General features: G+C 62.5%; 18 protein-coding genes and 2 pseudogenes. 4 read left to right on the plus strand and 16 right to left on the minus strand.

Annotation, left to right across the window (positions count from 1 at the left end; all coding sequences use genetic code 11):
- Positions 1–26: 26 nt before the first annotated feature.
- Both N3C12_06765 and N3C12_06770 read right to left on the minus strand, forming a co-directional pair.
- Positions 27–2,798 carry a hypothetical protein gene (locus N3C12_06765; GenBank protein ID MCX8072135.1) on the minus strand — a complete coding sequence of 924 codons (2,772 nt, stop codon included), beginning with the start codon at positions 2,796–2,798 and terminating at the stop codon, positions 27–29.
- A 277-nt stretch (positions 2,799–3,075) separates the two neighbouring features.
- Positions 3,076–3,987 carry a hypothetical protein gene (locus N3C12_06770; GenBank protein ID MCX8072136.1) on the minus strand — a complete coding sequence of 304 codons (912 nt, stop codon included), beginning with the start codon at positions 3,985–3,987 and terminating at the stop codon, positions 3,076–3,078.
- 113 nt (positions 3,988–4,100) lie between these two features.
- Here N3C12_06770 and N3C12_06775 point away from each other — a divergent pair.
- Positions 4,101–4,638, plus strand: a pseudogene (locus N3C12_06775) (RNA pyrophosphohydrolase).
- A gap of 257 nt (positions 4,639–4,895) precedes the next feature.
- Here the strand turns inward: N3C12_06775 and N3C12_06780 are convergent.
- The 3 genes and pseudogenes from N3C12_06780 to N3C12_06790 form a co-directional block, all read right to left on the minus strand.
- Positions 4,896–5,228 carry a rhodanese-like domain-containing protein gene (locus N3C12_06780; GenBank protein ID MCX8072137.1) on the minus strand — a complete coding sequence of 111 codons (333 nt, stop codon included), beginning with the start codon at positions 5,226–5,228 and terminating at the stop codon, positions 4,896–4,898.
- A 28-nt stretch (positions 5,229–5,256) separates the two neighbouring features.
- A pseudogene (locus tag N3C12_06785) lies at positions 5,257–5,712 on the minus strand (transcriptional repressor).
- 10 nt (positions 5,713–5,722) lie between these two features.
- On the minus strand, positions 5,723–6,049 hold the full coding sequence (locus N3C12_06790; protein ID MCX8072138.1) for a hypothetical protein: 327 nt from the start codon (positions 6,047–6,049) through the stop codon (positions 5,723–5,725).
- Positions 6,050–6,143: 94 nt separating this feature from the next.
- On the opposite strand from N3C12_06790, the gene N3C12_06795 reads away from it, so the two are divergent.
- Both N3C12_06795 and N3C12_06800 read left to right on the plus strand, forming a co-directional pair.
- Positions 6,144–8,504 carry a phosphoketolase family protein gene (locus tag N3C12_06795; protein ID MCX8072139.1) on the plus strand — a complete coding sequence of 787 codons (2,361 nt, stop codon included), beginning with the start codon at positions 6,144–6,146 and terminating at the stop codon, positions 8,502–8,504.
- Positions 8,505–8,538: 34 nt separating this feature from the next.
- The gene (locus N3C12_06800) at positions 8,539–10,203 is read left to right on the plus strand and encodes a formate--tetrahydrofolate ligase (protein ID MCX8072140.1); all 1,665 of its coding nucleotides are present in this window, start codon (positions 8,539–8,541) and stop codon (positions 10,201–10,203) included.
- An 18-nt stretch (positions 10,204–10,221) separates the two neighbouring features.
- Here N3C12_06800 and pyrF read toward each other — a convergent pair whose 3' ends face one another.
- The 6 genes from pyrF to N3C12_06830 form a co-directional block, all read right to left on the minus strand.
- Positions 10,222–11,154: an orotidine-5'-phosphate decarboxylase gene (gene pyrF, locus N3C12_06805; GenBank protein MCX8072141.1), complete on the minus strand. Its 933-nt coding sequence runs from the start codon at positions 11,152–11,154 to the stop codon at positions 10,222–10,224.
- Between the two features lie 7 nt (positions 11,155–11,161).
- Complete coding sequence (locus tag N3C12_06810) at positions 11,162–11,557, minus strand: secondary thiamine-phosphate synthase enzyme YjbQ (GenBank protein MCX8072142.1); 396 nt, start codon at positions 11,555–11,557, stop codon at positions 11,162–11,164.
- A gap of 86 nt (positions 11,558–11,643) precedes the next feature.
- Positions 11,644–12,393, minus strand: coding sequence for an SDR family oxidoreductase (locus N3C12_06815; protein MCX8072143.1), 750 nt, complete (start codon positions 12,391–12,393; stop codon positions 11,644–11,646).
- Positions 12,394–12,631: 238 nt separating this feature from the next.
- Positions 12,632–13,669 (minus strand): beta-N-acetylhexosaminidase, encoded by a 1,038-nt coding sequence (nagZ, locus tag N3C12_06820; GenBank protein ID MCX8072144.1) that lies wholly within the window; start codon positions 13,667–13,669, stop codon positions 12,632–12,634.
- Positions 13,670–13,703: 34 nt separating this feature from the next.
- Complete coding sequence (nirD, locus tag N3C12_06825; GenBank protein ID MCX8072145.1) at positions 13,704–14,012, minus strand: nitrite reductase small subunit NirD; 309 nt, start codon at positions 14,010–14,012, stop codon at positions 13,704–13,706.
- A gap of 77 nt (positions 14,013–14,089) precedes the next feature.
- Entirely contained in the window at positions 14,090–15,757 is a 1,668-nt protein-coding gene (locus N3C12_06830; protein MCX8072146.1) for an OB-fold domain-containing protein, read from the minus strand.
- Between the two features lie 311 nt (positions 15,758–16,068).
- On the opposite strand from N3C12_06830, the gene N3C12_06835 reads away from it, so the two are divergent.
- A complete protein-coding gene (locus N3C12_06835) occupies positions 16,069–18,138 on the plus strand; it encodes a thioredoxin domain-containing protein (protein ID MCX8072147.1) in 2,070 nt (689 codons plus the stop codon).
- A 180-nt stretch (positions 18,139–18,318) separates the two neighbouring features.
- Here N3C12_06835 and N3C12_06840 read toward each other — a convergent pair whose 3' ends face one another.
- The 5 genes from N3C12_06840 to N3C12_06860 all read right to left on the minus strand — a co-directional run bounded on the left by N3C12_06840 (position 18,319) and on the right by N3C12_06860 (position 22,890).
- The gene (locus tag N3C12_06840; GenBank protein MCX8072148.1) at positions 18,319–18,954 is read right to left on the minus strand and encodes a class II aldolase/adducin family protein; all 636 of its coding nucleotides are present in this window, start codon (positions 18,952–18,954) and stop codon (positions 18,319–18,321) included.
- 61 nt (positions 18,955–19,015) lie between these two features.
- A complete protein-coding gene (gene ggt, locus N3C12_06845) occupies positions 19,016–20,647 on the minus strand; it encodes a gamma-glutamyltransferase (GenBank protein MCX8072149.1) in 1,632 nt (543 codons plus the stop codon).
- A 10-nt stretch (positions 20,648–20,657) separates the two neighbouring features.
- Complete coding sequence (gene proC, locus N3C12_06850; protein MCX8072150.1) at positions 20,658–21,527, minus strand: pyrroline-5-carboxylate reductase; 870 nt, start codon at positions 21,525–21,527, stop codon at positions 20,658–20,660.
- Between the two features lie 65 nt (positions 21,528–21,592).
- On the minus strand, positions 21,593–22,294 hold the full coding sequence (locus N3C12_06855) for a YggS family pyridoxal phosphate-dependent enzyme (GenBank protein MCX8072151.1): 702 nt from the start codon (positions 22,292–22,294) through the stop codon (positions 21,593–21,595).
- Positions 22,291–22,890 carry a Maf family protein gene (locus N3C12_06860; protein MCX8072152.1) on the minus strand — a complete coding sequence of 200 codons (600 nt, stop codon included), beginning with the start codon at positions 22,888–22,890 and terminating at the stop codon, positions 22,291–22,293. The genes N3C12_06855 and N3C12_06860 overlap by 4 nt, the downstream gene beginning before the upstream one ends.
- Between the last annotated feature and the right edge of the window lie 58 nt (positions 22,891–22,948).

Genomic DNA, 22,948 nt, shown 5'->3' on the forward strand with positions numbered 1-22,948 from the left:
GACGCGCAGGGGTGCTCTGAATTAGCTCAACGCGAACGCAAGAATACGGAGCGCGTCCGGCGCCGGTGGCGCCACCAAAGCGCTAGAGCGCCAGAAAGCCACAAGAGGCCGGCGCTGCGCGAGCGGGGAGCGTGAGGGTCGAGGTCGCACGTGCACGCATCGCGATCGAGTGGCCCAAGGATTGTGGACGTCGGCGTGGGGCTGGTGGGAGTCTTTGGCGGCTGCGTTGCCGTGGGAGTTGGCGTCACCCCGGTGCCGGCAGTGGGCGTGGCACAGAGGTCTTCCGCTTCGAGGCAAACTTCACCGCTAGAGCACGGCGTCTCGGCTGAGACACATTGCCGTGAATTTTCATCACACGCTTCCACGCCGTCACAAAACAGCCCATTGTCGCAATTGCGGCTTTGCCCGCCCCCGCAGAAGCCACCCGTGCAGACCTCGTCAACCACGCAGAAGAGCCCGGTTGAACAAGGGGTGCCATCTGGACGCTGGTTGGGGCACTGGCCGGTACGCGGGTCGCAAGTGCCAACATCGTGGCACCCACCACCAGTGGTGGAACAGTCGCGCGGTGTTCCTACACAAACACTCTCAACGCACCGATCGTTGATCGTACACAGGTTGGCATCGGAGCAGGGCGTGCCATCGGGCCGCGGGTTGGGGCAGAGCCCGGTGGCCGGGTTACACACCCCCACGTCGTGGCAGCCATCGGTCACGGAGCAGTCCTTGGGGGTGCCCACGCAAATGCTCTGTTCGCAGCGGTCGCCGGTGGTGCACAAGTTGGCGTCGGAGCACGGGGTGCCGTCCGGCCGGGGATTGGGGCACAGGCCCGTACTGGGGTCGCATGCTCCCACGTCGTGGCAGCCATCGGCTTGCGAGCAATCGACCGGCGTGCCGCGGCAGCGGCTTTGCACACACTGGTCGTTGCGGGTGCACAAATCGCCGTCGTCGCACGTGGTCCCATCCGGCTGAGGATTCGGGCACAGCCCGGTTTCCGGATTGCAGGCACCAGGGTCGTGGCAACCGTCCGCCGTGGAGCAGTCGATCGCTTCGCCACGACAACGGCCCGCAACACAACGGTCGTTTTCGGTGCACGGGTTGCCATCCGAGCAAGGGGTGCCGTCGGGCCGCGGGTTGGGGCAGAGCCCCGTTCGCGGGTCACAGGCACCCGCGTCGTGGCAACCATCCGCACCGGTACACTGGACTTCCTCACCGATACAAGTGCCAGCCACGCAGCGGTCGTTCTCGGTGCACGAGTTGCCGTCGTCGCAACTAGCGCCCTCAGGTTTCGGCGGGTTGGAGCACAAACCCGTTGCGGGGTCGCACACCCCAGTATCGTGACAGGCGTCCAGGGGCGTGCACACCGTGGGTGTGAAAATACAATTTCCGTCGGCACCGCAGCGCTCCGTCGTGCACAGATCGGCGTCGCGACAATCGGCGTCGACGCGGCAAGTCGGGAGCAGGTTGGTTTGCACGTAGACGTCGCTGTGCTCGTTCAAATCTCCAGGGGTGAGATTGGAAGCCAACGTGGAATAAGCCGCATACAGCGGCTGGCAGGACAATCCCGGCGCGATATCGAGCACAGCCGCATTGGCCTGCTCTCCATTGGCATTGCGGTCGATCAAGAAGGTGCGTTGCGAGCCTAAGTCGCGCACGAACAAGCTCGCGACTTGGTTATAATCGTCGCCCACAAGATTCGTTGCCTCGCTGCCAAACGCGACATAGCGACCACTGCAGTCGATCGTCGGGGCGAAGGAAGCAGCATTGCTGTCGCGCCCGAGGAAGCTCACGCTGACACGCTGCGTCTGCTTCGTCGAACGGTCGTGTACGAAAACGTCGACGAGACCGTTACGATCATCGGCAACCAAGTTCGTAGCGATCGACTTGAAGGCGACGAACCGGCCATCGGCACTGATGCTGGGAAGGATACTGTCGCCGTTGCCAATTTCGCCTGAGGAGCTGCGGCTCACGAGTTCGAGGGTGCCGGTTTCGCGATCGCACACGAATACGTCCAGCGCACCATTGGTATCGTCGGCCGCGAAGTTATTTGCTGCCGACACGAACGCGACGAAGCGGCCGTTGGCGCTGATTGCGGGTTGGGACGACGGACCGTTCCCTTGCACCGCAGAGCAAATGCGCTCGGTCACACCGGATTCACGATCCCGAACGAAGATGTCGGCAACCCGGTTGGTGTCGCCCTCGACCAGGTTGGTGGCGAGCGACTGAAAGGCGACCAGCCGCCCAGCAGCATCGATGCTCGGGGACGAACTTGCGCCATTGCCTTGCTCCCCGGAGCTACTCACGCTCACCCGCTCGGTCCGGCCTACCGTGCGCACGCGCACGAACACGTCGGTGACTCCATTGGTATCACCGGCAACCAGGTTGGTTGCGTCCGAGTCGAACGCCACAATCGAGCCATCGCTGCTGATCGCAGGGTTATCCCCGCCGCGATGGCTAGGGCCGTTTGCTTGCTCGCCTGAGCTGCTCACACTCGCCCGCTCCGTGTGGCCAGCCTCACGGTCGCGCACGAAAATGTCTCGCGCCTCGTTTGTGTCGCCGGTCACCAGGTCGAACGCGTCCGAAAAGAAAGCGACAAAGCGTCCGTCAGCACTCATCGCCGGGCCGGCACTGGCAGCTCGGCCCGCTTGTCCGCTCCGGCTCACACTCACGAGTTCGGGAGCCGATCCGCCTAACTGCCCGAGCGAGGTCGTGGCCCACATCGCGATTGGCAACCACAGTGCATACGACCATCGTGGCAAACGTCGCTGTGTGTCATGCCCAACCCATCCCTTAACCGAACCCATACGACCTCCGTCACCATCGTTGTGCCCCGCCGCGTTTTGCGGGTGCCGAGCAGCTCGCCGCTGCCTTTTACCGCAAACCAGTACAAATCCCAACAGCGAAGTGCCCGTTCCTAGCCCGTTTTTCCTGGCCCCGATGGACGCTTGATGTATTGACAACGCGTGCCAAACGCCGAGAACGGGCGTTTGCGGGAGGCCGGCCTTCGGACAGAAACGTACGATCTGGTGCTCTTCAGAAGCGCAAGGCTCACTCCGAGCTGTCCCGGAGCACACCGACTGGTCAATAAATGCCCAGAGTTTCCTCGAGAGAGCGGAGCCGGCGTTTCAGACGATGGACGTCTCGAATTTGCCGTTCAGGACATACACGGATGGAGCGAACAAACTGGTCGTCGGATTGAGTGAGGTTGCGCTCCACAAAAGTCACGTCCTCCCCCCCGACGACAATGCATGGTCGCGCCGCCCACCGTTCGTGAGCAATCCGGAGACGGTCAAGCGCATTTGTAGTCACGCCGGAAACTTCCACTTCAAAAGCGATTGTAGGTACGCCACCCAATTCGCGCTTCCAAACAACGTCCAGCTTTTCGGAGTCGTCATCTAAGGGGAATTCAATTTGTGAATGATAGTGCTGGAGGCGGCCCATTTCTGCAACGAGTTCTTGTAAGCTACGGTGGAGCGAGACCATTGCTTCGTCGTTACGGTCCGCAACTTTAGGTGTCCAAACGGTAGGACCTCCGTCAAGAGACGCTTCGGGTGGCAAGCCGAAGGCTCCGTTGAACTCTTCGCGGAGCCAGAGGTGTTGTTGCGAGCTGAGACGTTGAAAGCCCCTTTGCATGTACAGGCGAAAGTGGCTCACTGGGATCGCGCGGTCAGCCCACCTCCGTTCAGGGAAAATGCGAATGATTTCGAGCCGAAAGCGCAAGGGCCAAATGACTTTGTTTTCCTCTAGTTCCTCTGGCCAGAGGGGTGTGTGCTCATCGATATACTTGTCGCGAATCATCGCGAGGCCAACCACACCTGCAATAGGTTTATTAACGTAAACCCAAGCCAGACTGCCCGGGGAGAGAGAAGCGAACTCCGCACGGTAACTCGGTTTCAGTCCCCACAATGGCAAGGGCTGGTTCAAAGCTTTGATCCAGTTTTCGTATCGGCCGATGATGATCCACGCTGTTTTGTTAAGCGTATCCTCTTCCAACGTAGGCACCTACGCGAGTCTATGAAGCAATTCCACACATATGCAACGTTGAGGTCTGTTAGGCAAGCCTATGTCAAATCGCTGGAGGCAGGCGAACTTGTTAGGTTACCCGCATGAGCGGAAGGTCAAATGGCCCCGAGCAGCGTCCGTACCGGCTTTGTGTGGGGATAGCGGTGTTTCGGTACGATGGGTGCGTGTGAATTGGCAAGCGTATGGCCGCTGCCGACGTGGAGGAGGGCTTCGGAACATGGTGGCAAATGCCTCAAGGTGGCTTGGAAGAAGGTGAGGATCCGCGCGAGGCCGCACGCCGTGAGTTATGGGAGGAGACTTCGATCCGTTTGGTCCATTTGCTCGGCGAACTGCCAGGATGGTTTACCTACGACCTTCCGGAACACTTGCGCGCAACTGCTTGGCGCGGCCGCTACCGTGGCCAAAAGCAAAAGTGGTTTGCCTTCCGTTTCATCGGCAGCGACGATGAGATTGACGTTCGCCGGCCGGGCGGGGGCCAGCATAAAGCCGAATTTGGCCGCTGGCGCTGGGAGAAAGTCGAACGTCTGCCACGAGCTCGTGGTGGACTTCAAACGCGGCGTCTATGAGCAACTGGTGCCGCACCTCCGCCAATTTGCCGAGTTGGTGCGCACCGCCCGATAGTGCCCTCCGGGACCACTTCGCGTCTGGTACTGGGTTGTGTGGCTGTGAGTAGGCCACGGCTCGCTGAGCCGACGAGGCCCCTGTGGGACTTCGGCTGTGGGTGCCCGCAGTCTTGGTGGTGCTCAACCGGCCTCCCTCGGAGCGGCGTTGGCGCCCGTGGTAACGCACGATTCCGAACCCCGAAGCCGCGCCCTCCTCGTGACGGTCGGTTAGCGGTGGGGATGCCCATCGGGGCAAACGCGAGTGGCGGCTGGCCCTTAGGTGTAGCGCGGCATCGTGGGGTCGACCTCGCGTGCCCAGGCATCGATGCCGCCGGCGAGGTTCAGAACCGACTGGAACCCTCGCTCCACCAACCACTCCGCTGCCATGGCGCTGCGCATGCCATGGTGGCAGTACACCACGATTGTTGCCCGCGGATCGAGCTCCCCCACCCGTGCGGGTAACGATCGCAGGGGAATGTGCACGGCACCGGGGAGCGCCGCAAGGGCAACCTCTTCTGCTTCACGCACGTCGAGCAGGCAGACGGGCTCTCCGCGCGCTAGGCGCTGAGCCAGCTCCGCTGGCGAGAGCTCCTGCGGCAGCGGTGTCATCGATTCCTCCTCCACTTTTGGTTGGCGAGCGCTGGCATTGGGCACAGATACCGTACAATTCCATACGATGGCCAGTGAACACAAAGCCCGCCCGCCGAGCCACTTCGGCTTGAAGACGCTCGATCCGCTCTTCCTCGAATTCCACGATCTTGCCGCACTGCACGCAGATCAGGTGGTCGTGATGATGTCCCTCTGTGCTCTCGTAACGCGCCTCGCCGTTGAGGAAGTGGCTCTCCGACGCCAAGCCACACTCCTTGAGCAGCTTCATCGTGCGGTAAACCGTGGCGTAGCCGATCCGCGGGTTGACTTTTTTTACCTCGCGGTAAAGTTCGTCCACGCTAATGTGGCGCTTCGCTGAAAAGAACACCTTGGCGATGTCGTCGCGTTGGGCAGTCCATTTGAGGCCGATGCGGTGCAGATGTTCCCGGAAGATTTTGAAGCGCTCCTCCACGGACTCGTCGCGCCCCGCTGCTCGCTGACCCATGAGACTCCCGTCAAGCAGCTTCGTCCGTACCGCCGATACGCAGCCGCCGCTGCCGAAACAGGTTCCGTGCGTGAGGCGACATGTAGACTTGCTCGATGGCATCATCCGACAGCACGTCCACGAGCACGTCGAGCTGGGCCTCGGGCGTGGCCTCACGGTCGAGGAAGATCATTTTTGTGCCCCGGACCACACAACCCCCACCGCGGACTCGGTAGCCCACCTCGCGCAGCAGCTTCTCTTCGCGCACCGTGTAACCGAGTTGCTCTGCAACGCTGCGCAATTCCGCGACGAGGAGCCGCACGCTGGTTGCATTGCGTCGTCGGTGTGTGGCTGCCATTGCATTTTCTTCTATCTGGGCAGACGCGACAACACAACTCGTCCGCTTCGCAGGCGCACACAAGTCGGGCATACGCAAAGGAGGGAGTCCAGCCATGGCCGCAGTGCTGAGTGAACCGTTGCGGGAAAAAATCGATGCTTATTGGCGTGCCGCGAACTACCTGACGGTGGGGCAAATTTACCTGCTCGACAACCCGCTGTTGCGCGAACCCTTGCAGCCGGACCACATCAAGCGCCGGTTACTGGGCCATTGGGGGACGTCGCCCGGCCTCACCTTCATCTACACCCACCTCAACCGCGCCATTGTTGCTCACGACCTCAACATGATTTACGTGATCGGGCCAGGGCACGGTGGTCCGGCAATCGTAGCGCATACCTACCTCGAAGGGACCTACAGCGAGCTTTACCCGGACGTATCGGAAGACGAAGAGGGGCTGCGGCGGCTGTTCCGGCAGTTTTCTTTCCCCGGCGGAGTGCCGAGCCACGTCGCCCCGGAGGTTCCTGGATCGATCCATGAGGGGGGAGAGTTAGGGTACTCGTTGGCACATGCTTTCGGTGCGGCGTTCGACAACCCCGACCTGATCGTTGCTTGCGTCGTTGGGGATGGCGAAGCGGAAACGGGTCCCTTGGCCACGAGTTGGCATTCGAACAAATTCCTCAACCCGGCTCGGGACGGCGCTGTGCTGCCGATCCTGCATTTGAACGGGTTTAAAATTGCCGGACCCACAGTGCTCGCGCGCATTCCGCGCGAAGAGCTGGAACTTTTGCTGCGTGGCTACGGGTGGGAGCCGCGGTTCGTTGTCGGCAGCGATCCAGCACGCATGCACGAAGAAATGGCGGCTGCGCTCGACTGGTGTGTGGCGCGCATTCGCGAAATCCAAGAAGAGGCGCGCCACCGCGGTGTGTTGCGGCGGCCAGTGTGGCCGATGATTGTTTTGCAGACCCCGAAGGGGTGGACTGGTCCGAAGCAACTCGCCGGCAAACCCGTCGAAGGTTCTTTCCGCTCCCACCAGGTGCCCTTGGCGCGCGTGCGTGACGACCCAGAACAATTGCGCATGCTGGAAGACTGGCTGCGCAGTTATCGCCCGGAGGAACTGTTCGACTCCACGGGTCGTCTGCGCGCCGACCTGCGCGCCCTTGCACCCCGAGGGCCCCGGCGCATGAGCGCCAATCCGCACGCCAATGGCGGCGTGCTGCTGCGCGACCTGCGTCTGCCGGACTTCCGTGCCTACGCTGTCAGCGTGCCTACTCCCGGAAGCACGACGGCTGAGGCCACCCGCGTACAAGGCGCTTACATCCGCGACGTGCTGCGGCTCAACGCCGAGGCGCGGAACTTTCGCGTGTTCAGCCCGGACGAAACGACCTCCAACCGTTGGAACGATGTGTTCGAGGTGACCACACGGTGTTCCGTGGCCGAAATCACGCCGGAGGACGAAGCGGTGAGCCCCGACGGTCGGGTGATGGAAATTCTCAGCGAACACCAATGCCAAGGCTGGCTCGAAGGTTACTTGCTCACGGGCCGCCACGGCTTCTTCAATTGCTACGAGGCATTCATCCACATCGTCGACTCGATGTTCAACCAGCACGCCAAGTGGCTTAAAGTGGCGCGCCACATCCCCTGGCGCCGGCCAATTGCTGCATTGAACTACTTGCTCACCTCGCACGTGTGGCGGCAAGACCACAATGGATTCACCCATCAAGACCCAGGCTTTCTCGACTTAGTGGTGAACAAGAAGGCGGAATTGATCCGGGTGTACTTGCCGCCCGATGCAAACACCTTGCTGTGTGTGACCGATCGTTGCCTCCGCAGCCGCGACTGCATCAACGTGATCGTTGCCGGCAAACAGCCTGCCCCTCAGTGGTTCGACATGGATGCAGCAATCAAACACTGCTCGACCGGTATCGGGATCTTGCCCTGGGCGAGCAACGATCAGGGCAGCGAGCCGGATGTCGTGCTTGCCTGCTGTGGTGACGTGCCCACACTGGAGACGGTGGCTGCTGCCTGGCTGTTGCGCCGTTACATGCCGGAACTCAAGGTGCGCGTGGTCAACGTGGTCGACTTGATGACGTTACAGCCGCGCAGCGAGCACCCCCACGGCCTTACGGACGCCCAATTCGATGTGCTGTTTACCACGAGCAAGCCGATCATTTTTGCTTTCCACGGCTATCCTTGGCTCATCCATCGGCTGGCTTACCGGCGCACGAACCACCCCAACCTGCACGTCCGCGGATACAAGGAAGAGGGGTCCACAACCACGCCGTTCGACATGTGCGTGCGCAACGACTTGGATCGCTTCCACTTGGTGGAGGACGTCATCGACCGCGTTCCGTTTCTCGGTGCGCGCAAAGCTTACGTGAAGCAAGCAATCCGCGATAAGCTGGTCGAACATCGCGAATACATCACCAAGTACGGCGACGACTTGCCCGAAATTCGCGACTGGAAGTGGCAAGGCTGAGCGGGGGACTCACGGCTATCACGAGAAAGGGTGTATGACGATGCTGGAGCGAGAGCTTTACCAGGTACGACCGTTGGACGAAGTCGCTGCGGATCTGGGTTTGGGCAGCGATGACCTGATGATGTTCGGGCGCCAGATGGCCAAAGTCGAGGCCCACGCTTTGCGTCGAGGGCGGCGACGAGAGGGTCAGCCTCGGCTCGTGCTGGTGTCGGGCATCACGCCGACCGCGGCCGGCGAAGGCAAAACCACCGTGAGCATTGGCCTGGCAGATGCCTTTCGGCTGCTGGACAAGTCCGTGTGCCTGGCACTGCGCGAGCCCTCGTTGGGACCGTGTTTTGGCGTGAAAGGCGGTGGGACGGGCGGAGGAGCTGCAAGCTTGGTCCCAGCCGAGCGAATCAATCTCCATTTCACCGGCGACTTTCACGCCGTCACCGCTGCGAACAACTTGCTGGCCGCATTGGTGGACAACCACATTTACTTTGGAAACTCCTTGGGGATCGATAGCCGGCGGGTCACCTGGAAGCGGGTGATGGACATGAACGATCGCAGCTTGCGCTTTATCGTTACCGGCCTCGGCGGGCCTGCGCATGGCGTGCCGCGCGAGGCGGGCTTCGACATCACTGCCGCTTCGGAAGTCATGGCCATGTTATGTTTGGCGCGCGATGCCGAGGATTTGCGTCAGCGGTTAGCGCGCACCTTGGTCGGCTTTACCTACGGGGGCGAACCCGTCTTCGCCGAGCAGCTCGAGGCAACCGGGGCGATGTTGGCCCTCCTGCGCGACGCGCTCTTGCCGAACCTGGTGCAAACCCGCGCTGGAACCCCTGTCCTCGTCCACGGCGGGCCGTTTGCCAACATTGCGCACGGTTGCAACAGCATCATCGCTACGCAGTTGGCGCTCGACTGCGCCGACTGGGTGATTACCGAGGCCGGCTTTGCCTTCGATCTGGGCGCGGAAAAATTTTTCGACATCAAATGCGTCACTGCTGGCTTCGACACCGCCGCGGTCGTGCTCGTCGCCACGGTGCGCGCGCTGAAGCTTCACGGCGGTGTGTCCCCTGCAGAGGTCGCTCGTCCCAACCCAGCGGCGGTTGCCCGTGGCCTGCGGAACTTGGACAAGCATGTCGAGAACATCCGCCAATTTGGCGAGCCGCCGGTGGTAGCGATCAATCGCTTCGCGACCGACACGGAGGAAGAAATCGAGGTTGTGCGGCGTCGTTGTAGTTATCTTGCGGTGCCCATGGCGGTGGCCGAGCCTTTCACTCGAGGTGGCGAGGGCTGCGTGACCCTGGCCCAAACCGTGATGGCGCATGCTGAAAAGCGCAGCAAGCCGTTTCGCCCGCTTTACGATTGGAGCGAGCCGGTGCCCACGAAGATTTTGAAAGTGGCGCAAGCGATGTACGGAGCGCGCGGCGTGATTTACACGAAAGAGGCAGAGCGGGACTTGGAACTGATTGCACGCTGCGGCTTCGACAAGCTTCCGGTCTGCCTAGCGAAGACTCCGACTTCGTTGTCCGATGACCCGAAACGGGTGGGACGGCCGACGGACTTCGACGTGACCGTGCGTGCGATTTATCCGGCAACTGGGGCCGGCTTCTTGGTGGTGTTACTCGGCGACATTTTGCGTATGCCCGGGTTGCCGAAAACACCCTTGGCCGCCCGCATCGACCTGCGCGGAGGGGAAATTGTGGGGCTTACCTGAGCCGAGAGCCGGCGGGTATTAGCTGATGCGCTGGACCGCAGCGTGCAGCGCTGCAATGGTGCGGTCGCGAGCGGTGTCGATCGCCTGCTCCCACGCCCGTGCGTTGTCGGTGTTGCTCCCGGATGGGAAAAGTAACGCCCGCGAAGAGTTGACAATGCCGCCCTCGCGCCCGTGCGGACCAGCGACGAACCCGGCGAGGGCGGCGTGGGCATCGGCCCCCTGCGCGCCAAAGCCCGGCACGAGGAACAAAGCATGCGGAAGAAGCTCGCGCACTCGTTGGGCATCCTCGGGATAGCGTGCTCCGACCACGGCACCGAAGGACGACCAACCACTCGCACCTCGAAACGCTAGCGACCTTGGGGCAAGCAACGATGCCACCCGTTCGAACAGGCGCTGGCCCCGGCACTCGAGATCTTGCAGGTCCGCAGCACCTTGGTTGCTGGTTTTGACCAGCACGAACACGCCGGCCCCGCACTCGCTCGCTGCTTGCGCGAAGGGCTCGAGTGCGTCGTTGCCGAGATAGGGGTTCACGGTCAATGCATCGCATCGCAGCGGCGACTCAGGCCTCAGGCACTGCGCATACGCTGCGGCAGTGGAGTTGATATCTCCTCGCTTGGCATCCAGCACGACCAAGAAATCGTGCGAGCGGGCGTGAGCAATCACCTGTTCCAGTGCCGCAAACCCGCGTGCCCCCATTTGTTCGAAAAAGGCCACTTGCGGTTTGACGGCGGCAACAAAGCCACGGTAGCGATCCAACACGGTGCAAAGGAACTGGGCCACTTGCGCAGCAGTGGCCGGGTCGTGCGCCTCCATCGTGCCGCGGCGGAAAAGCGGCGGAATGAGCGGCAAATGGGGGTCCAACCCGAGGCAGAGCGGGTGTCCGAGCTCGCGCACACGTGCGATCAGGCGGTCGGCGAAGTTTGCGGGGCGGTCGGGGCGGGCCGTGCTCATCGGCGGATCATCGAACCGTGACAATCACCCGGCGTTCGCGCGGACCGTCGAGCTCCGCCAGCATGATCGCTTGCCAGGTGCCGAGCACCAGCCGCCCGGCGTGCACCGGAACCGTTTCGCTCGGCCCCAAGAGCGCTGCCTTGATGTGGGCGGCAGCGTTGTTGTCGATCCGGTCGTGCCGCCAAATGCCGTGGGGGATCAGCTTGTCGAGACACTCGAGGAAGTCCGTGCACACGTTGGGGTCGTCGTTTTCGTTGATCACCAAGGCAGCCGTGGCGTGGGCCACGTAAACGTGGCAGATACCTTCCTCGATCCCGCTTTGGCGCACGATGTCCGCCACTCGTCCGGTGATGTCCACCAGCTCGGTTTTGCGCTGTGTGCGGATGCGAAATTCGTGCTGCATGGTTTGCTCCAGCGAACCGTTGCCCGGCGATGTTACTCGACCGTATCCGCCCTCGCCACTGCGAGCCGCGCTAAGGCCGACGCAAGTCACATCCAGGCGCCACCGTCGATGCGCAAAATTTTTCCGGTGATGAAGGCCGCGTCGTCGCTAGCCAAAAACACCGCGGCTTTGCCGATTTCTTCCGGCGTGCCAGCCCGTCCGAGGGGAATGGTGGACAGAATTGCGTCGCCGTGGGCGCGGAGCATCCGTTCGCCCATGTCGGTGTGGATAAGGCCAGGGGCAATGGCGTTCACTCGGACTCCTGCAGGCGCACACTCCTTTGCCAGAGTCTTGGTGAGCGCATTCACCGCAGCTTTGGCGGCGTAGTACGGTGCGCCAAACGGCGCACAGAGATCGGCACCGACTGACGAAACTAAAATCACGGCTCCAGAGCCTTGGCGCACGAGATAGCCAACGGTGGCGCGGCAGGTATAGAAAGCGCCGTGTAGGTCGACGGCAATTACCCGGTGCCAGTGGTCGATATCCATCTCCCAAACGGGTGCTGGACGAGATGCAACGCCAGAGTTGACCACCACGATGTCCAGCCGGCCGAACGCGGCAAGCACTTGCTCCGCCATCGCTTGCACTTGCGTCCATTCGCTCACATCGGCCCCCACCACGACGGTCTTTCGCCCGAGGGCTTCGATGTCGCGCGCCGTTGCCTCTGCCGCCTCCCGTTCGCGGCGATAATGAACGGCAACGTTGGCTCCCGCACGGGCTAATTCCAAGGCAATGCCCCGACCGATGCCGCGCGAGGATCCGGTGACCAAGGCAAACTTTCCACTGAGGTCCGCCATCGCATCGTCTCCTTGCTGCCTCCGCTCGCACGGTGCACGGGTGGAAACAAGTCCCGCTGCGAGGCGAGAATTGCCGTCTCGGGCCCAAGGCTTCTCCTGCGGGGACGGCAAAGATCCGCGGTCCGTATACGCCGCGCGGAGGAGCTGTTCCGGGTAGCGTTCGCGCTAGCGGGCTCGTTGGCCACGAGTCCCCCGCACCCGGTGGTGTGCGGCCGCTCTTCTCGCCCTCCGCCGCCACTCACGCAAGCGACTCGGCAAGACGGCGATGCTCGGCGCACGGCAGCGGGCAAGGGTGGCGCGGTAGCTTCGAACGTCGCTCGCGCAGCGCGTGCCAGCGTTGCCATGCGGATTCTGCACCCGTGCGCAAGGAAGGCTGGCTCTCGATCGCTGCAGTGAGGGCCTTTACAGCCTCCAAAGCTGCCGTTCCGCTCTGGCAGATCAGCACACCGTCGGCTCCGGCAGAGATGGCACGGACTGCGGCTTCCGCTGGACGCATCCGTTTCGTTACTGCGCCCATTTCCAAGTCGTCACTGACGACGACTCCGGGAAAGCGGAGATGGTCGCGCAAGACGGTGCGCAGCCAAAAGGAATCGAAGCTTGCTGGCGTGTCGTGGCCAATTGCCGCGTAAAGCACGTGGGCGGTCATGAGCATCGGCACCCCGGCTTCGATCGCGGTGCGAAACGGCACGAGTTCGCGCCGCCGGAGCACGTCGATGTCGGCGGTGACGCGCGGCAGGTCAAAGTGCGAGTCGACGTCGGTGTCGCCGTGCCCAGGAAAATGTTTGCCGCAACAGAGGATACCCGCAGCGAGAAATCCCCGCACTTGCGCCGCACCGAGACGAGCCACCCGTTGGACCTCGCTGCCGAAAGCACGGTCGCCAATCACGGTATTCGCCGGGCAACTGAGAGTGTCGAGGACCGGTGCATAGACCAGGTCCAATCCCACGGCGGCCAGTTCCCGTCCCATGGCGAACGCGACATCGTGGGCGAGCGCGGGGTCGTTTCGCGCTCCGACCACGGCCATCGGCGGAAAGTGCGTGAATGGTTCCCCCAAGCGCACCACCCGGCCACCTTCGTGGTCGATGGCCACAAGCGGCTCCCAGGGCAGCGCGTGAAGATCGGCGATGAGGCGCTGCAGCGCATCGAAGCCTGCATCCACGTTGCGGCGGAACAGCACGATGCAACCCGGCTTCACCCGCTCGAGGAGCTCCCGCGTGGCGCCGTCCAGTTGCGGGCCGGGGATGCCCATCGTGATCAAGGCGCCAGCAGTGTGCATGGTTGTTCAGGTCAGTCCGCGCTGGCGGGTGCCTTCAGACACGCACCCAAATGTTGTCACCTTCGACTTTGACTTCGAAGCGTTCGACCGACGACTCGGGATCCTCGAGGCACTCGCCAGTGACGACGTCGTACGCCCATCCGTGCCACGGACAAAACACGGTGTGGTCGTCCAAATCCCCTTCGGCAAGTGGACCACCTTTGTGCTTACACGTGTTCTCGATGGCGTAAAATTTACCGTCGCGAGTGTGAAACACGGCAATGGAGCGGCCGTTGATTTCGAATGCTTTGCCTCGTTGCGGAGGAATTTCGCTCACCGATGCCACCCGCACGAATTCGTTCATGGTTGGTACTCCTTCGTAACGCCCCTCTCTAGAGCCCACCGCAAAAGCAGTCCAGTTCCCGCAAGACCCGCTGACGGTTATCCGCGCGTGAGCAGCATGCAGCCAGCCACGGGGCCGCCACCGACCGCCACGACCGCCACCTCGCAGTCCGATACCTGCCGCGTTCCGCACTCGCCGCGCAGTTGGCGGATGGCCTCAGCGACGAAACCAAAGCCGTGCAGTCGGCCGCCGGATAACTGCCCGCCCCAGGTGTTCAGCGGCAGCGAGCCTCCCAGCCGAATGTGGCCCTCCTCGACGAAGGGGCCACTCTCTCCTTTGCCGCAAAATCCTAGGGCCTCGAGCCAAGCCAAGGTCAAAAAGCTGAACCCGTCGTAGAGCTGTGCCGTGTCGACGTCGCTGGGTTTGAGGGTGGTGCGGCTCCACAAGTGCTGCGCGGCGTCGTGGGCCGCCATGGTCGTGAGGTCGGGCCACTGATCCCAAATCGGCCGGCGGCCCAATGCTGTACCTACCGCTTGAATGTGCACGGCCGGTTTGGCGAGGTCGCGCGCGCACTCCGCTGCGGAGACAATCACCGCAGTGGAGCCATCCACCGGGGCGTCGCAATCGTACAGGCAAAACGGCTCGCTCACGAGACGCGCACTCCAATAATCTTCCCAAGTCAGTGGCTCGCGGTACACCGCGGCTGGGTTCATGCGCGCGTGTTCGCGTTCCGTGAGTGCGATCATGCCTAAGTGCTTGCGCTGCGTGCCGTACTCGTGCATGTGCCGCCGCGCATACAGCGCTAGCCAGTTGGCGGCAGACATGGCCCCGAAAGGCACGAGGAAGGCGGCAAAGCCAGTGATTTCCCGCGCCCCAGCGCCGATACCACGGCGGCCGGTATCCGCGGCCGCCGTGGCCTCGGTGACAGTGCGGTACACGAGCACGTGGCGGGCGAGTCCAGACGCCACCGCCAGTGCCGCAGCGATGATCGGCATGATTTGACCCGGACCCTCCAGCCCGGCCAAATGCCAACGCACCGACAGCCCGAGAGCATCCTGCACATCGTAAATACTCGGCCCGGCAAATCCGGGGACATTGGACACCGGCCCGGGATACGCGGCAATTCCGTCGATGTCGCGCACCTCGAGCCCAGCATCGCAAATGGCCGCTAAAGCTGCCTCGCAGGTAAGGTCGAGATCGTCACGAAATAGCCTCCGCCCAATCGCCGATTGCCCGACACCCGAGAGCACCGCACGACGCTCGAGGGGTTCGCCGCGCGTGTTGACCGCTGGCGCAGGGGTCGGCTCCGAAACAGGTTGCGGTGGAGACGGGGCAGTCCCGTGCGCGGATGCGAGCTGCGCCTCGCGGTCGATCACAAACAACGGCAAACCAACCTCATCGCTCAGAGGCTCGAATTTCGCCTGCACAGGAAGACCAATTCGAACCTCGTCGGGTGCACACTCAACGAGGTTCGTCGTGAGGCGAAGCCCCGGTTGTTCGACGAGTTCCACCAGCGCAATTACGTAGGGCACCTCTTGCCCGGGGAACCAAGCTTTGTGGTTAACCGTGAACGAGTATACCCAGCCTTTGCCCGAGACGCTGCGAACCGTGAGATCGCGCGAATGGCAGTGCGGACAAAGTGGACGCGGCGGGTGGATATACCAGCGGCAGCGAGGGCAGTAGCGAAACTCTAAGCGGCCCTCGCGACAGGCACGCCAGAACGCGGCAGTGGGTGGCTCGACGGCTGGCAGCGGACGGAATCCCACGTGTCCTCCTTTGCAGTCGCGTTCTACTTGGTCACAAATGCATCGCCAATTCCAGCCCGGCGGAGGGGGCCGTGCAAGGAATAACCGGACGGAGTTTGACTGCTGTGGTCGGGCGTGAAACTCGCTCCCGCTTCACCGCGAGGATGAAGACCCTGCCCGTGCAGAGAGTACCGTTTCGCTTTCGCAAATACGGAACCGTCCCAAACGCGGAAACCACGGTGAGGAGATTTGTGCCGGACTTCTACTTGCTTTGGCAGCGGAAGGTGCGATCGTTGGACCGAGGATGTCGAGTCCTCCGAAAGGACGAGCGCATGACCCACCACACCAACCGATTGGCAAAGGAAACGAGCCCTTACTTGCGCCAGCACGCGCACAATCCCGTGGATTGGTACCCGTGGGGCCCCGAAGCCTTCGAGCGCGCTCGCCGCGAAGATAAGCCGATTCTTCTCAGCATCGGCTATTCAGCCTGCCACTGGTGCCATGTGATGGAGCGCGAGTCGTTCGAAGATGAGGAAACGGCGCGGCTGATGAATGAACTGTTCGTGAACATCAAAGTGGATCGAGAGGAGCGCCCGGATGTCGACCACATCTACATGACCGCGGTGCAGCTCCTCACCGGTCGCGGAGGTTGGCCCTTGACGGTGTTCTTATGTCCCGACGGGCGGCCGTTTTACGGTGGAACTTATTTTCCGCCGGTGGATCGTCACGGCTTGCCCGCCTTTCGCCGCGTGCTCTTAGCGGTAGCGCAAACCTATAGGGAAAAGCGCGGCGAGGTCCTCAAAACAGCCGATCAGCTTGTACAAGCGCTGCAGCGAGTGGAAGTGCCGGAAGCGAGCGATGCAGCGTGGGGGCGGGAGCTCCTCGATCATGCTGCTGCTCGACTGTCCGCGCTCTACGATGCGCAGTACGGCGGATTGCAAGGGGCGCCGAAGTTCCCCAACGCCTCGGTGTTCGAGTTTTTGCTGCATCATTTCTTGTTGTCTGGCGACTCGCGCTATCGCGACATGGTGCTGCACACGCTCAGGAGCATGGCGCGCGGTGGCATTTACGATCAGCTCGGGGGTGGGTTTCACCGTTACTCGGTCGACGAGCGCTGGCTCGTGCCCCACTTTGAAAAGATGCTGTACGATAACGCATTGCTCGCCAGCCTCTACCTGCACGGGTTTCAAGCCAGCGGGGAGCCGCTGTTTGCTCGGATTGCGCGGGAAACTCTAGATTACTTGGTACGTGAGATGCGCTCTCCGGAAGGAGGTTTTTACTCCGCGCAAGACGCGGACAGCGAGGGCGAAGAAGGCAAGTTCTACGTCTGGACGCCCCAAGAGGTCATGGACTTGCTCGGCCCAGACGTCGGGGCCCTTGCCTGTCGTTACTGGGGGATCAGCGAGGTGGGCAACTTCGAACACGGCCGCAGCGTGCTCCACGTTACGTTGGATGTGGGGCAATTAGCGAAGTTGTTCGGGCGGCCGCCGGAAGAGGTGGCGCGGGCGCTCGAGGTTGCCCGTCAGCGCTTGTTTGCCGCTCGTCAGCGGCGTGTGCCGCCCGCTCGCGACGACAAGATCCTGTGCGCATGGAACGGCTTGGCAATTTCTGCCTTTGCCTTGGCTGCGGAGGTGTTGGGGGAGGAGCGTTACGCCCAGATTGTGCGGGATGCGTTAGGGTTTATTGAAGAACGGCTTTGGCTCCCGAGCGGTCTCCACAGCACTTACGCGGAAGGCATGGCGAAATACCCTGCCCACCTCGACGACGTGGCGTTCTTGTGCGCCGCGTACGTGGATGCGTTTCAAGCCGTGCAGGAGCTTGCTTACCTCGAGCGCGCTGAACGCTTAGCCAACGAGCTGCTGGAGCATTTTTGGGACCACGACCGGGCTGGTTTCTACTTCACCAGCGATCGTCACGAGCAACTCATCGTACGCAGCAAGCCGGCGTTTGATGGCGCCATCCCCTCGGGAAATTCCGTGGCTTGTCAGGCGCTGCTGCGCCTGGCGCATTTGACCGGAAACGACATCTACGAGCAACGCGCCAAGGCGTTGCTCGATGCCTACGCGGCCACCATGCGCGTTCAGCCTTCCGGCTTTGCGAACCTCCTGAGCGCAGCGGCGATGTATCTGACTGGGCCCTGCGAGGTGATCGTGGCGGTGGCGAGTCGCGGCAGCGGCGACGAGCTCGCCGGCGTGGTGCGCGCGCGCTACCTGCCGCACCGGTTGCTGGTGGTCACCTGGCCGGGTGACGGGAAGAATCGTTTGCCCGTCGTGGAGGGAAAATCCCTTGCCGAAGGCAGCACCGCAGTGGCCTACGTTTGTAAGGGGTTTACGTGTTCGGCACCGGTCAGCGCCCCCGATGCCCTCGCTGCCTTGCTTCCGCAGCCTGGTCAGCTCGCGTAGTTCGTGCGATCGCTTCATTCCTGGTTTAAGATCGCATTCCCGAATTTGCGTAGGCTTGCAAGCATGCGGCTTACTGCCGGTGTGCGGGCACGGGACTTGACGAGAGAGTATCCGGGGTGAGCGCAACGCTTGTGTGCGTGGCATCGGGGGTAGTCCCGCCACAGCGCGGCGGGCGAGCGGTTAGATGAAATCCGCGAGCGGAGCCAAGCGCTCTACCCATTCGTCGGGGATGTACGACACCGTGCCGCCGAACTGCTTGACGTACAGCACGATTTTTGCCGTCTCCTCAATCATCATGGCGCGGGTGGCGGCTTTCCGCAGGGTTTTGTCGACGGTCATGAGCCCGTGATTTTGCAAGATGCACCCACGGCTTTGCTTCAGGGCTTCGTGTACTGCGTCGGCCAATTCCTTGGAGCCTGGCATGTACCACGGCACGAGCGGCGTATCGCGGAGGAAAATCGCATCGGTGTTAATCGGGGGAAACACTTGGTTGGTGATCCCAAAGGCCGTGGCCACGGGGGCATGCGTATGTACGGCACCGGTTGTGTCGGGCCGGGCTTCGTAAGCTCCCCAGTGCATTTGCCACTCGACCGATGGCGGCCGTGCGCCCTCGACGACGGAGCCGTCGCGGCGGATCCGCACTAAGTCCTCCTCGTGGAGGCCGCCCTTGTAAAGCTGACTGGGTGTAATCCAAATCGTCTCGCCGTCCGCGGCCCGCGCACTAATGTTGCCACCGGTAGCGGTAAGCAAACCGTGGGCGAAGAGCTCGTTGGTGATTTGGATGATTTGCTCCTTGGCTTCCTGATCAGTCCACATGGCCGAACCCTCCGCTGGCAACTTGGACTAGAAGCCCGCGCCAAATCAAGGCGTTTGCGGCTCAGAAGCCGAGGGCAAGGCCGTCTTTGCGGCGGTCCGAGCCACCCCAGTACGCTCCCGTGTGCGGAGCGATCATGATCCCCTGCCCGCCGCCGAAGCCACCGCGCAGGCGAACTTCGTTGGGGTCGGCAAGTGCGTGGCCGCGCTCCGACAAGGCTTGGCCAAGCGCCGGCTCGAACTCTTCTTCCAACGCCACGCGGTTTCTTTCGAGCACGTGAAAGCGAGGGCGGTCGAGTGCTTCTTGAATGTTCGCCCCGAAATCGACCAACTGGGAAACGACTTGCACGTGAGCTTGCGCTTGGTGGTCGCCACCCATGACGCCGAACGACACCACGGGGCGACCATCGCGCAGCAGCATGGCGGGAATGATCGTGTGCAGCGGGCGCTTGCGCGGGGCCACGCAATTGGGGTGGTTGCGGTCGAGGACGAATCCGGCGCCGCGGTTTTGCAACACCACGCCAGCATCGGGCACGGCAACGCCTGAGCCGAACGGAAAGAACAAGCTGCTGATCATCGACACGACGTTGCCGCTCCTGTCCGCGGCGGTGAGGTATACCGTATCGCCCTGCGACAACAGCTTGCCGGTAAGAGCATGGGCAAGGGCCCGCGTGGGTTTGAGCAGCGCGGCGCGACCTTGCGCGTAGTCCTTGCTGAGCAACCTTTGCACGGGAACGGGGGCGAACTCCGGGTCGGCGAGATGGGCATTGCGATCGGCAAACGCGAGCTTGACGGCTTCGATGCGAAAGTGATGCACTTCGGGAGCGCCCGGCTCGTAACGGGGGAGGTCGAAGTTTTCGAGGATGTTGAGGGCGAGGAGCGCAGTTAGTCCCTGCGTGTTCGGTGGCAGCTCAACGAGCACATAGCCGCGATAGCTCGTCTCCACGGGATCCACCCATTGCGATGCATGGTCGGTAAAGTCTGCCGCCGTGAGCACGCCCCCTTGCTCACCCACGGCGGGAGCGGCTGCGTGGGCAAACGGCCCGCTGTAAAACCAGTCGGGTCCGCCTTGTGCCAATTCGCGCAGCGAACGAGCTAGAGCCGGGAGTCGCACAATCTCGCCGAGCTCCGGTGGCCGACCGTGGATGGAAAACCATTGGCGCGCGTGCTCGTCTTGCAGGATGCCGGCATGCAAAATCGTTTGCCATTCCCAAGCGATTACTTCGGTGACGGGAAATCCGTTTTGGGCATAGTCGAGCGCTCCTTCGAACAGGCGTGTCCATGGCATGCAGCCGAAGCGCGCGTGCGCATCGGCCCAGGCGCGCACGGCCCCGGGCACGGTGATGCTGAGGGGCCCGATCAACGGCATTGCCGTGTAACCGAGAGCCTCAAGGTGGTCGGCGGTTAGGCCTTGTGGGGCACGTCCACTTCCATTTAGGGCATAGAGCTTTTGTTCCCCGGCATGCCAGTAAAGGAGCATGCAATCGCCGCCGAGGCCAGTGTTGTAGGGCTCGACCACGCACAGTGCGAGGTTTGTGGCAATCGCCGCATCGAGGGCATTCCCTCCGCTGCGCAGCACTTGCAGCCCGACGCTCGCTGCAAGTGGCTGGCTTGCGCACACCATGCCGCGCTGGGCCAACACGAGGGAGCGCTGGGCGCAAAATCCAATTCCGAATGGCCGTTGGCTGCGGAACATGGGGGACCGGTTATTTGCGCCCAAGTTCTTGCGAGCGGCGCGTGGCGGCCACCACTGCTGCGACCAAGGCGTCTTTGAATCCGCGACGGTGGAGCTCACTCAAGCCCGCCAGGGTCGTGCCGCCCGGAGAGGTTACTTGTGCCCGCAGCGCTTCGGGCGGCTGTCCGGTTTCTTGCATCATAGCTGCGGCCCCGGCGATCGTCTGGAAGGTCAGGCGTGCCGCCAGAGCTGCCGTGAGCCCGGCGGCCACCCCGCCGGCAATCAATCCCTCAGCGAGCAAATAGACATAGGCGGGACCACTGCCGCTGAGGCCGGTGACCGCATCGAGCATGCGCTCGTCTTGCACGTCGACAGCGTCACCGACTGCCGAAAACATTCGCACGGCAAGTTTGAGATCGGCGGCGGTGGCAAAGCGGCCGCGCACGAGTACGGTCATGCCTTTTCCCACCAGCACCGGTGTGTTCGGCATGGCGCGCACCACCCGTACCTCTTCGCCGAGCAGATGCTCGATTTTCGTCGTTCCTACGCCGGCGGCGATACTGATGAGCAGGTGGCGCGGAGTCACGACACCGCGGAGGTCGTTGAGCACGGTGTCGATGTCTTGAGGTTTCACCGCCAGCACGATCACGGTTGCGCGGTCGGCCACTTCGGGATTCGAGGCCGCTGGTTGGATTTTCAGTTGCCGTTTCAGCGCGGTGAGTTTGGCTGTGTCGACATCGCTTGCCACGATTGCAGAGGGCGATGCCAGCCCAGCGCTGAGCAAGCCTCGCATGATCGCACTCGCCATGTTGCCAGCGCCAATGAAGCCGAGGTTCGGTAACTGCTTTTTCTCGGGCTTGCTTCCCGCTTTCGTTCGGCTGTTTGCTCGCGCTTGCGCCATGGTGTTTTGCCTCCTTCCGTGCTCGATCTCCTCGCGCCTGACTGGCTTCGGCTCTAGTGGAAGAGTTACCTCGCCGAGCGCCGCTCGCCGAAAATCGCCCGCCCGATCCGCAACAACGTCGCTCCCTCTTCCACCGCCACCGCGAAATCATCGCTCATTCCCATCGACAATTCGTGCAATGGCGCGTTGGGAAGCTGCCGCTGCCAGTAGTCGCGCAGCTCGCGCAGTTGCCGAAAATAGGGGCGGCTATCCTCGGGCTTGGTGGGCGGTGGGGGAATGCACATGAGCCCACACACGCGCACATGGGGGCAGCGGAGCGCAGCGGCAAACAGCGCTTCAAGAGCGTCCGGCGCCACCCCGGCCTTGCTCGCCTCACCGGCAAGATTGACCTCGAAGAGCACGTCCACCGAGGTCCGTCCTGCGTCCCGTGCCCGCGCTTCCAAAGCGTTCAACAAGGCAACGCTGTCGACACTGTGGATCAGGGAGAAAAGCTGCAGGGCAGCTTTCACTTTGTTCCGTTGCAGACGGCCGACCAGGTGCCAGCGCACCGTGCCGTGAACGCTCGCAGCCTTGGCTTGTGCCTCCTGCACGTAGTTTTCTCCGATGTCTTCGATCCCGGCATCCACTGCCGCCTGCACCGTGGCTGGCGGTTGGGTCTTGGCGACAGCGACGATCCGCACATCCTCCGGGGCGCGATCAGCGCGAGCAGCCGCTCGAGCAATTTGGTCGCGAATCGCACGGATGCGAGCGGGGATGTCCTGGGTCATTCCCCCACTGCAGGCCAGACGGCAGCCCGGAGCAGCCCGTGGCGCCGCAACAAGCGCGCGACTTCCTCAACCGGCAAGCCGATCACATTGGTCACGGAACCTTCGATGTGCTCGATCAACATCCGGCCTTGCCCCTGGGCTCCGTACGCTCCGGCTTTGTCGAGCGGTTCGCCGGTGGAGACATAGGCTCGAATCGTCGCGCCATCCAGGTTCTTGAAGGTCACGAAACTCTCCACGGCAAAGGATTCGAGGACCATCGCACTGCGAGCAAGGCAAACACCCGTGCACACCCGGTGAGTACGACCCGCTAGGCGGCGCAACATCGCTGCCGCTTCTTCTTCTCCGCTCGGCTTGCCCAAAATGTCGCCGTCGAGTTCCACTTCTGTGTCGCAACCGAGCACGAAGGCTTCCGGGAATCGGTGTGCGATCGCCAACGCCTTTTCGCTGGCGAGTCGCACCACATAGTCGTTGATCCGCTCTCCGGTGCGGGGCTGCTCGGCAAGGTCGGCGGGAGCGATGGTGAAGTCCACGCCGAGCGACGTCAAGAGTTCCCGCCGGCGTGGCGATGCAGAAGCCAATACGAGTCGCGTCGACATGTCGAAACTTTGTTCGCAAACTCGGTGGATCGCTGCAAGCGAAGCACTTTGCTAACGC

The organism is Candidatus Binatia bacterium (assembly GCA_026415395.1).
In the GTDB taxonomy this organism is placed as follows: Bacteria; Desulfobacterota; Binatia; order HRBIN30; family HRBIN30; genus HRBIN30.

Excerpts from the sequence above, each read along its gene's own strand:
- N3C12_06800 (MCX8072140.1), top strand. The coding sequence starts at position 8,539 with ATGACGATGCTGGAGCGAGAGCTTTACCAGGTACGACCGTTGGACGAA.
- N3C12_06790 (MCX8072138.1), bottom strand. The coding sequence starts at position 6,049 with ATGGCAGCCACACACCGACGACGCAATGCAACCAGCGTGCGGCTCCTC.
- proC (MCX8072150.1), bottom strand. The coding sequence starts at position 21,527 with ATGGCGCAAGCGCGAGCAAACAGCCGAACGAAAGCGGGAAGCAAGCCC.
- ggt (MCX8072149.1), bottom strand. The coding sequence starts at position 20,647 with ATGTTCCGCAGCCAACGGCCATTCGGAATTGGATTTTGCGCCCAGCGC.
- N3C12_06815 (MCX8072143.1), bottom strand. The coding sequence starts at position 12,393 with ATGGCGGACCTCAGTGGAAAGTTTGCCTTGGTCACCGGATCCTCGCGC.
- pyrF (MCX8072141.1), bottom strand. The coding sequence starts at position 11,154 with ATGAGCACGGCCCGCCCCGACCGCCCCGCAAACTTCGCCGACCGCCTG.
- N3C12_06860 (MCX8072152.1), bottom strand. The coding sequence starts at position 22,890 with ATGTCGACGCGACTCGTATTGGCTTCTGCATCGCCACGCCGGCGGGAA.
- N3C12_06840 (MCX8072148.1), bottom strand. The coding sequence starts at position 18,954 with ATGTGGACTGATCAGGAAGCCAAGGAGCAAATCATCCAAATCACCAAC.
- N3C12_06795 (MCX8072139.1), top strand. The coding sequence starts at position 6,144 with ATGGCCGCAGTGCTGAGTGAACCGTTGCGGGAAAAAATCGATGCTTAT.
- nagZ (MCX8072144.1), bottom strand. The coding sequence starts at position 13,669 with ATGCACACTGCTGGCGCCTTGATCACGATGGGCATCCCCGGCCCGCAA.
- N3C12_06810 (MCX8072142.1), bottom strand. The coding sequence starts at position 11,557 with ATGCAGCACGAATTTCGCATCCGCACACAGCGCAAAACCGAGCTGGTG.
- N3C12_06780 (MCX8072137.1), bottom strand. The coding sequence starts at position 5,228 with ATGACACCGCTGCCGCAGGAGCTCTCGCCAGCGGAGCTGGCTCAGCGC.
- N3C12_06765 (MCX8072135.1), bottom strand. The coding sequence starts at position 2,798 with ATGGGTTCGGTTAAGGGATGGGTTGGGCATGACACACAGCGACGTTTG.
- N3C12_06835 (MCX8072147.1), top strand. The coding sequence starts at position 16,069 with ATGACCCACCACACCAACCGATTGGCAAAGGAAACGAGCCCTTACTTG.
- N3C12_06855 (MCX8072151.1), bottom strand. The coding sequence starts at position 22,294 with ATGACCCAGGACATCCCCGCTCGCATCCGTGCGATTCGCGACCAAATT.
- nirD (MCX8072145.1), bottom strand. The coding sequence starts at position 14,012 with ATGAACGAATTCGTGCGGGTGGCATCGGTGAGCGAAATTCCTCCGCAA.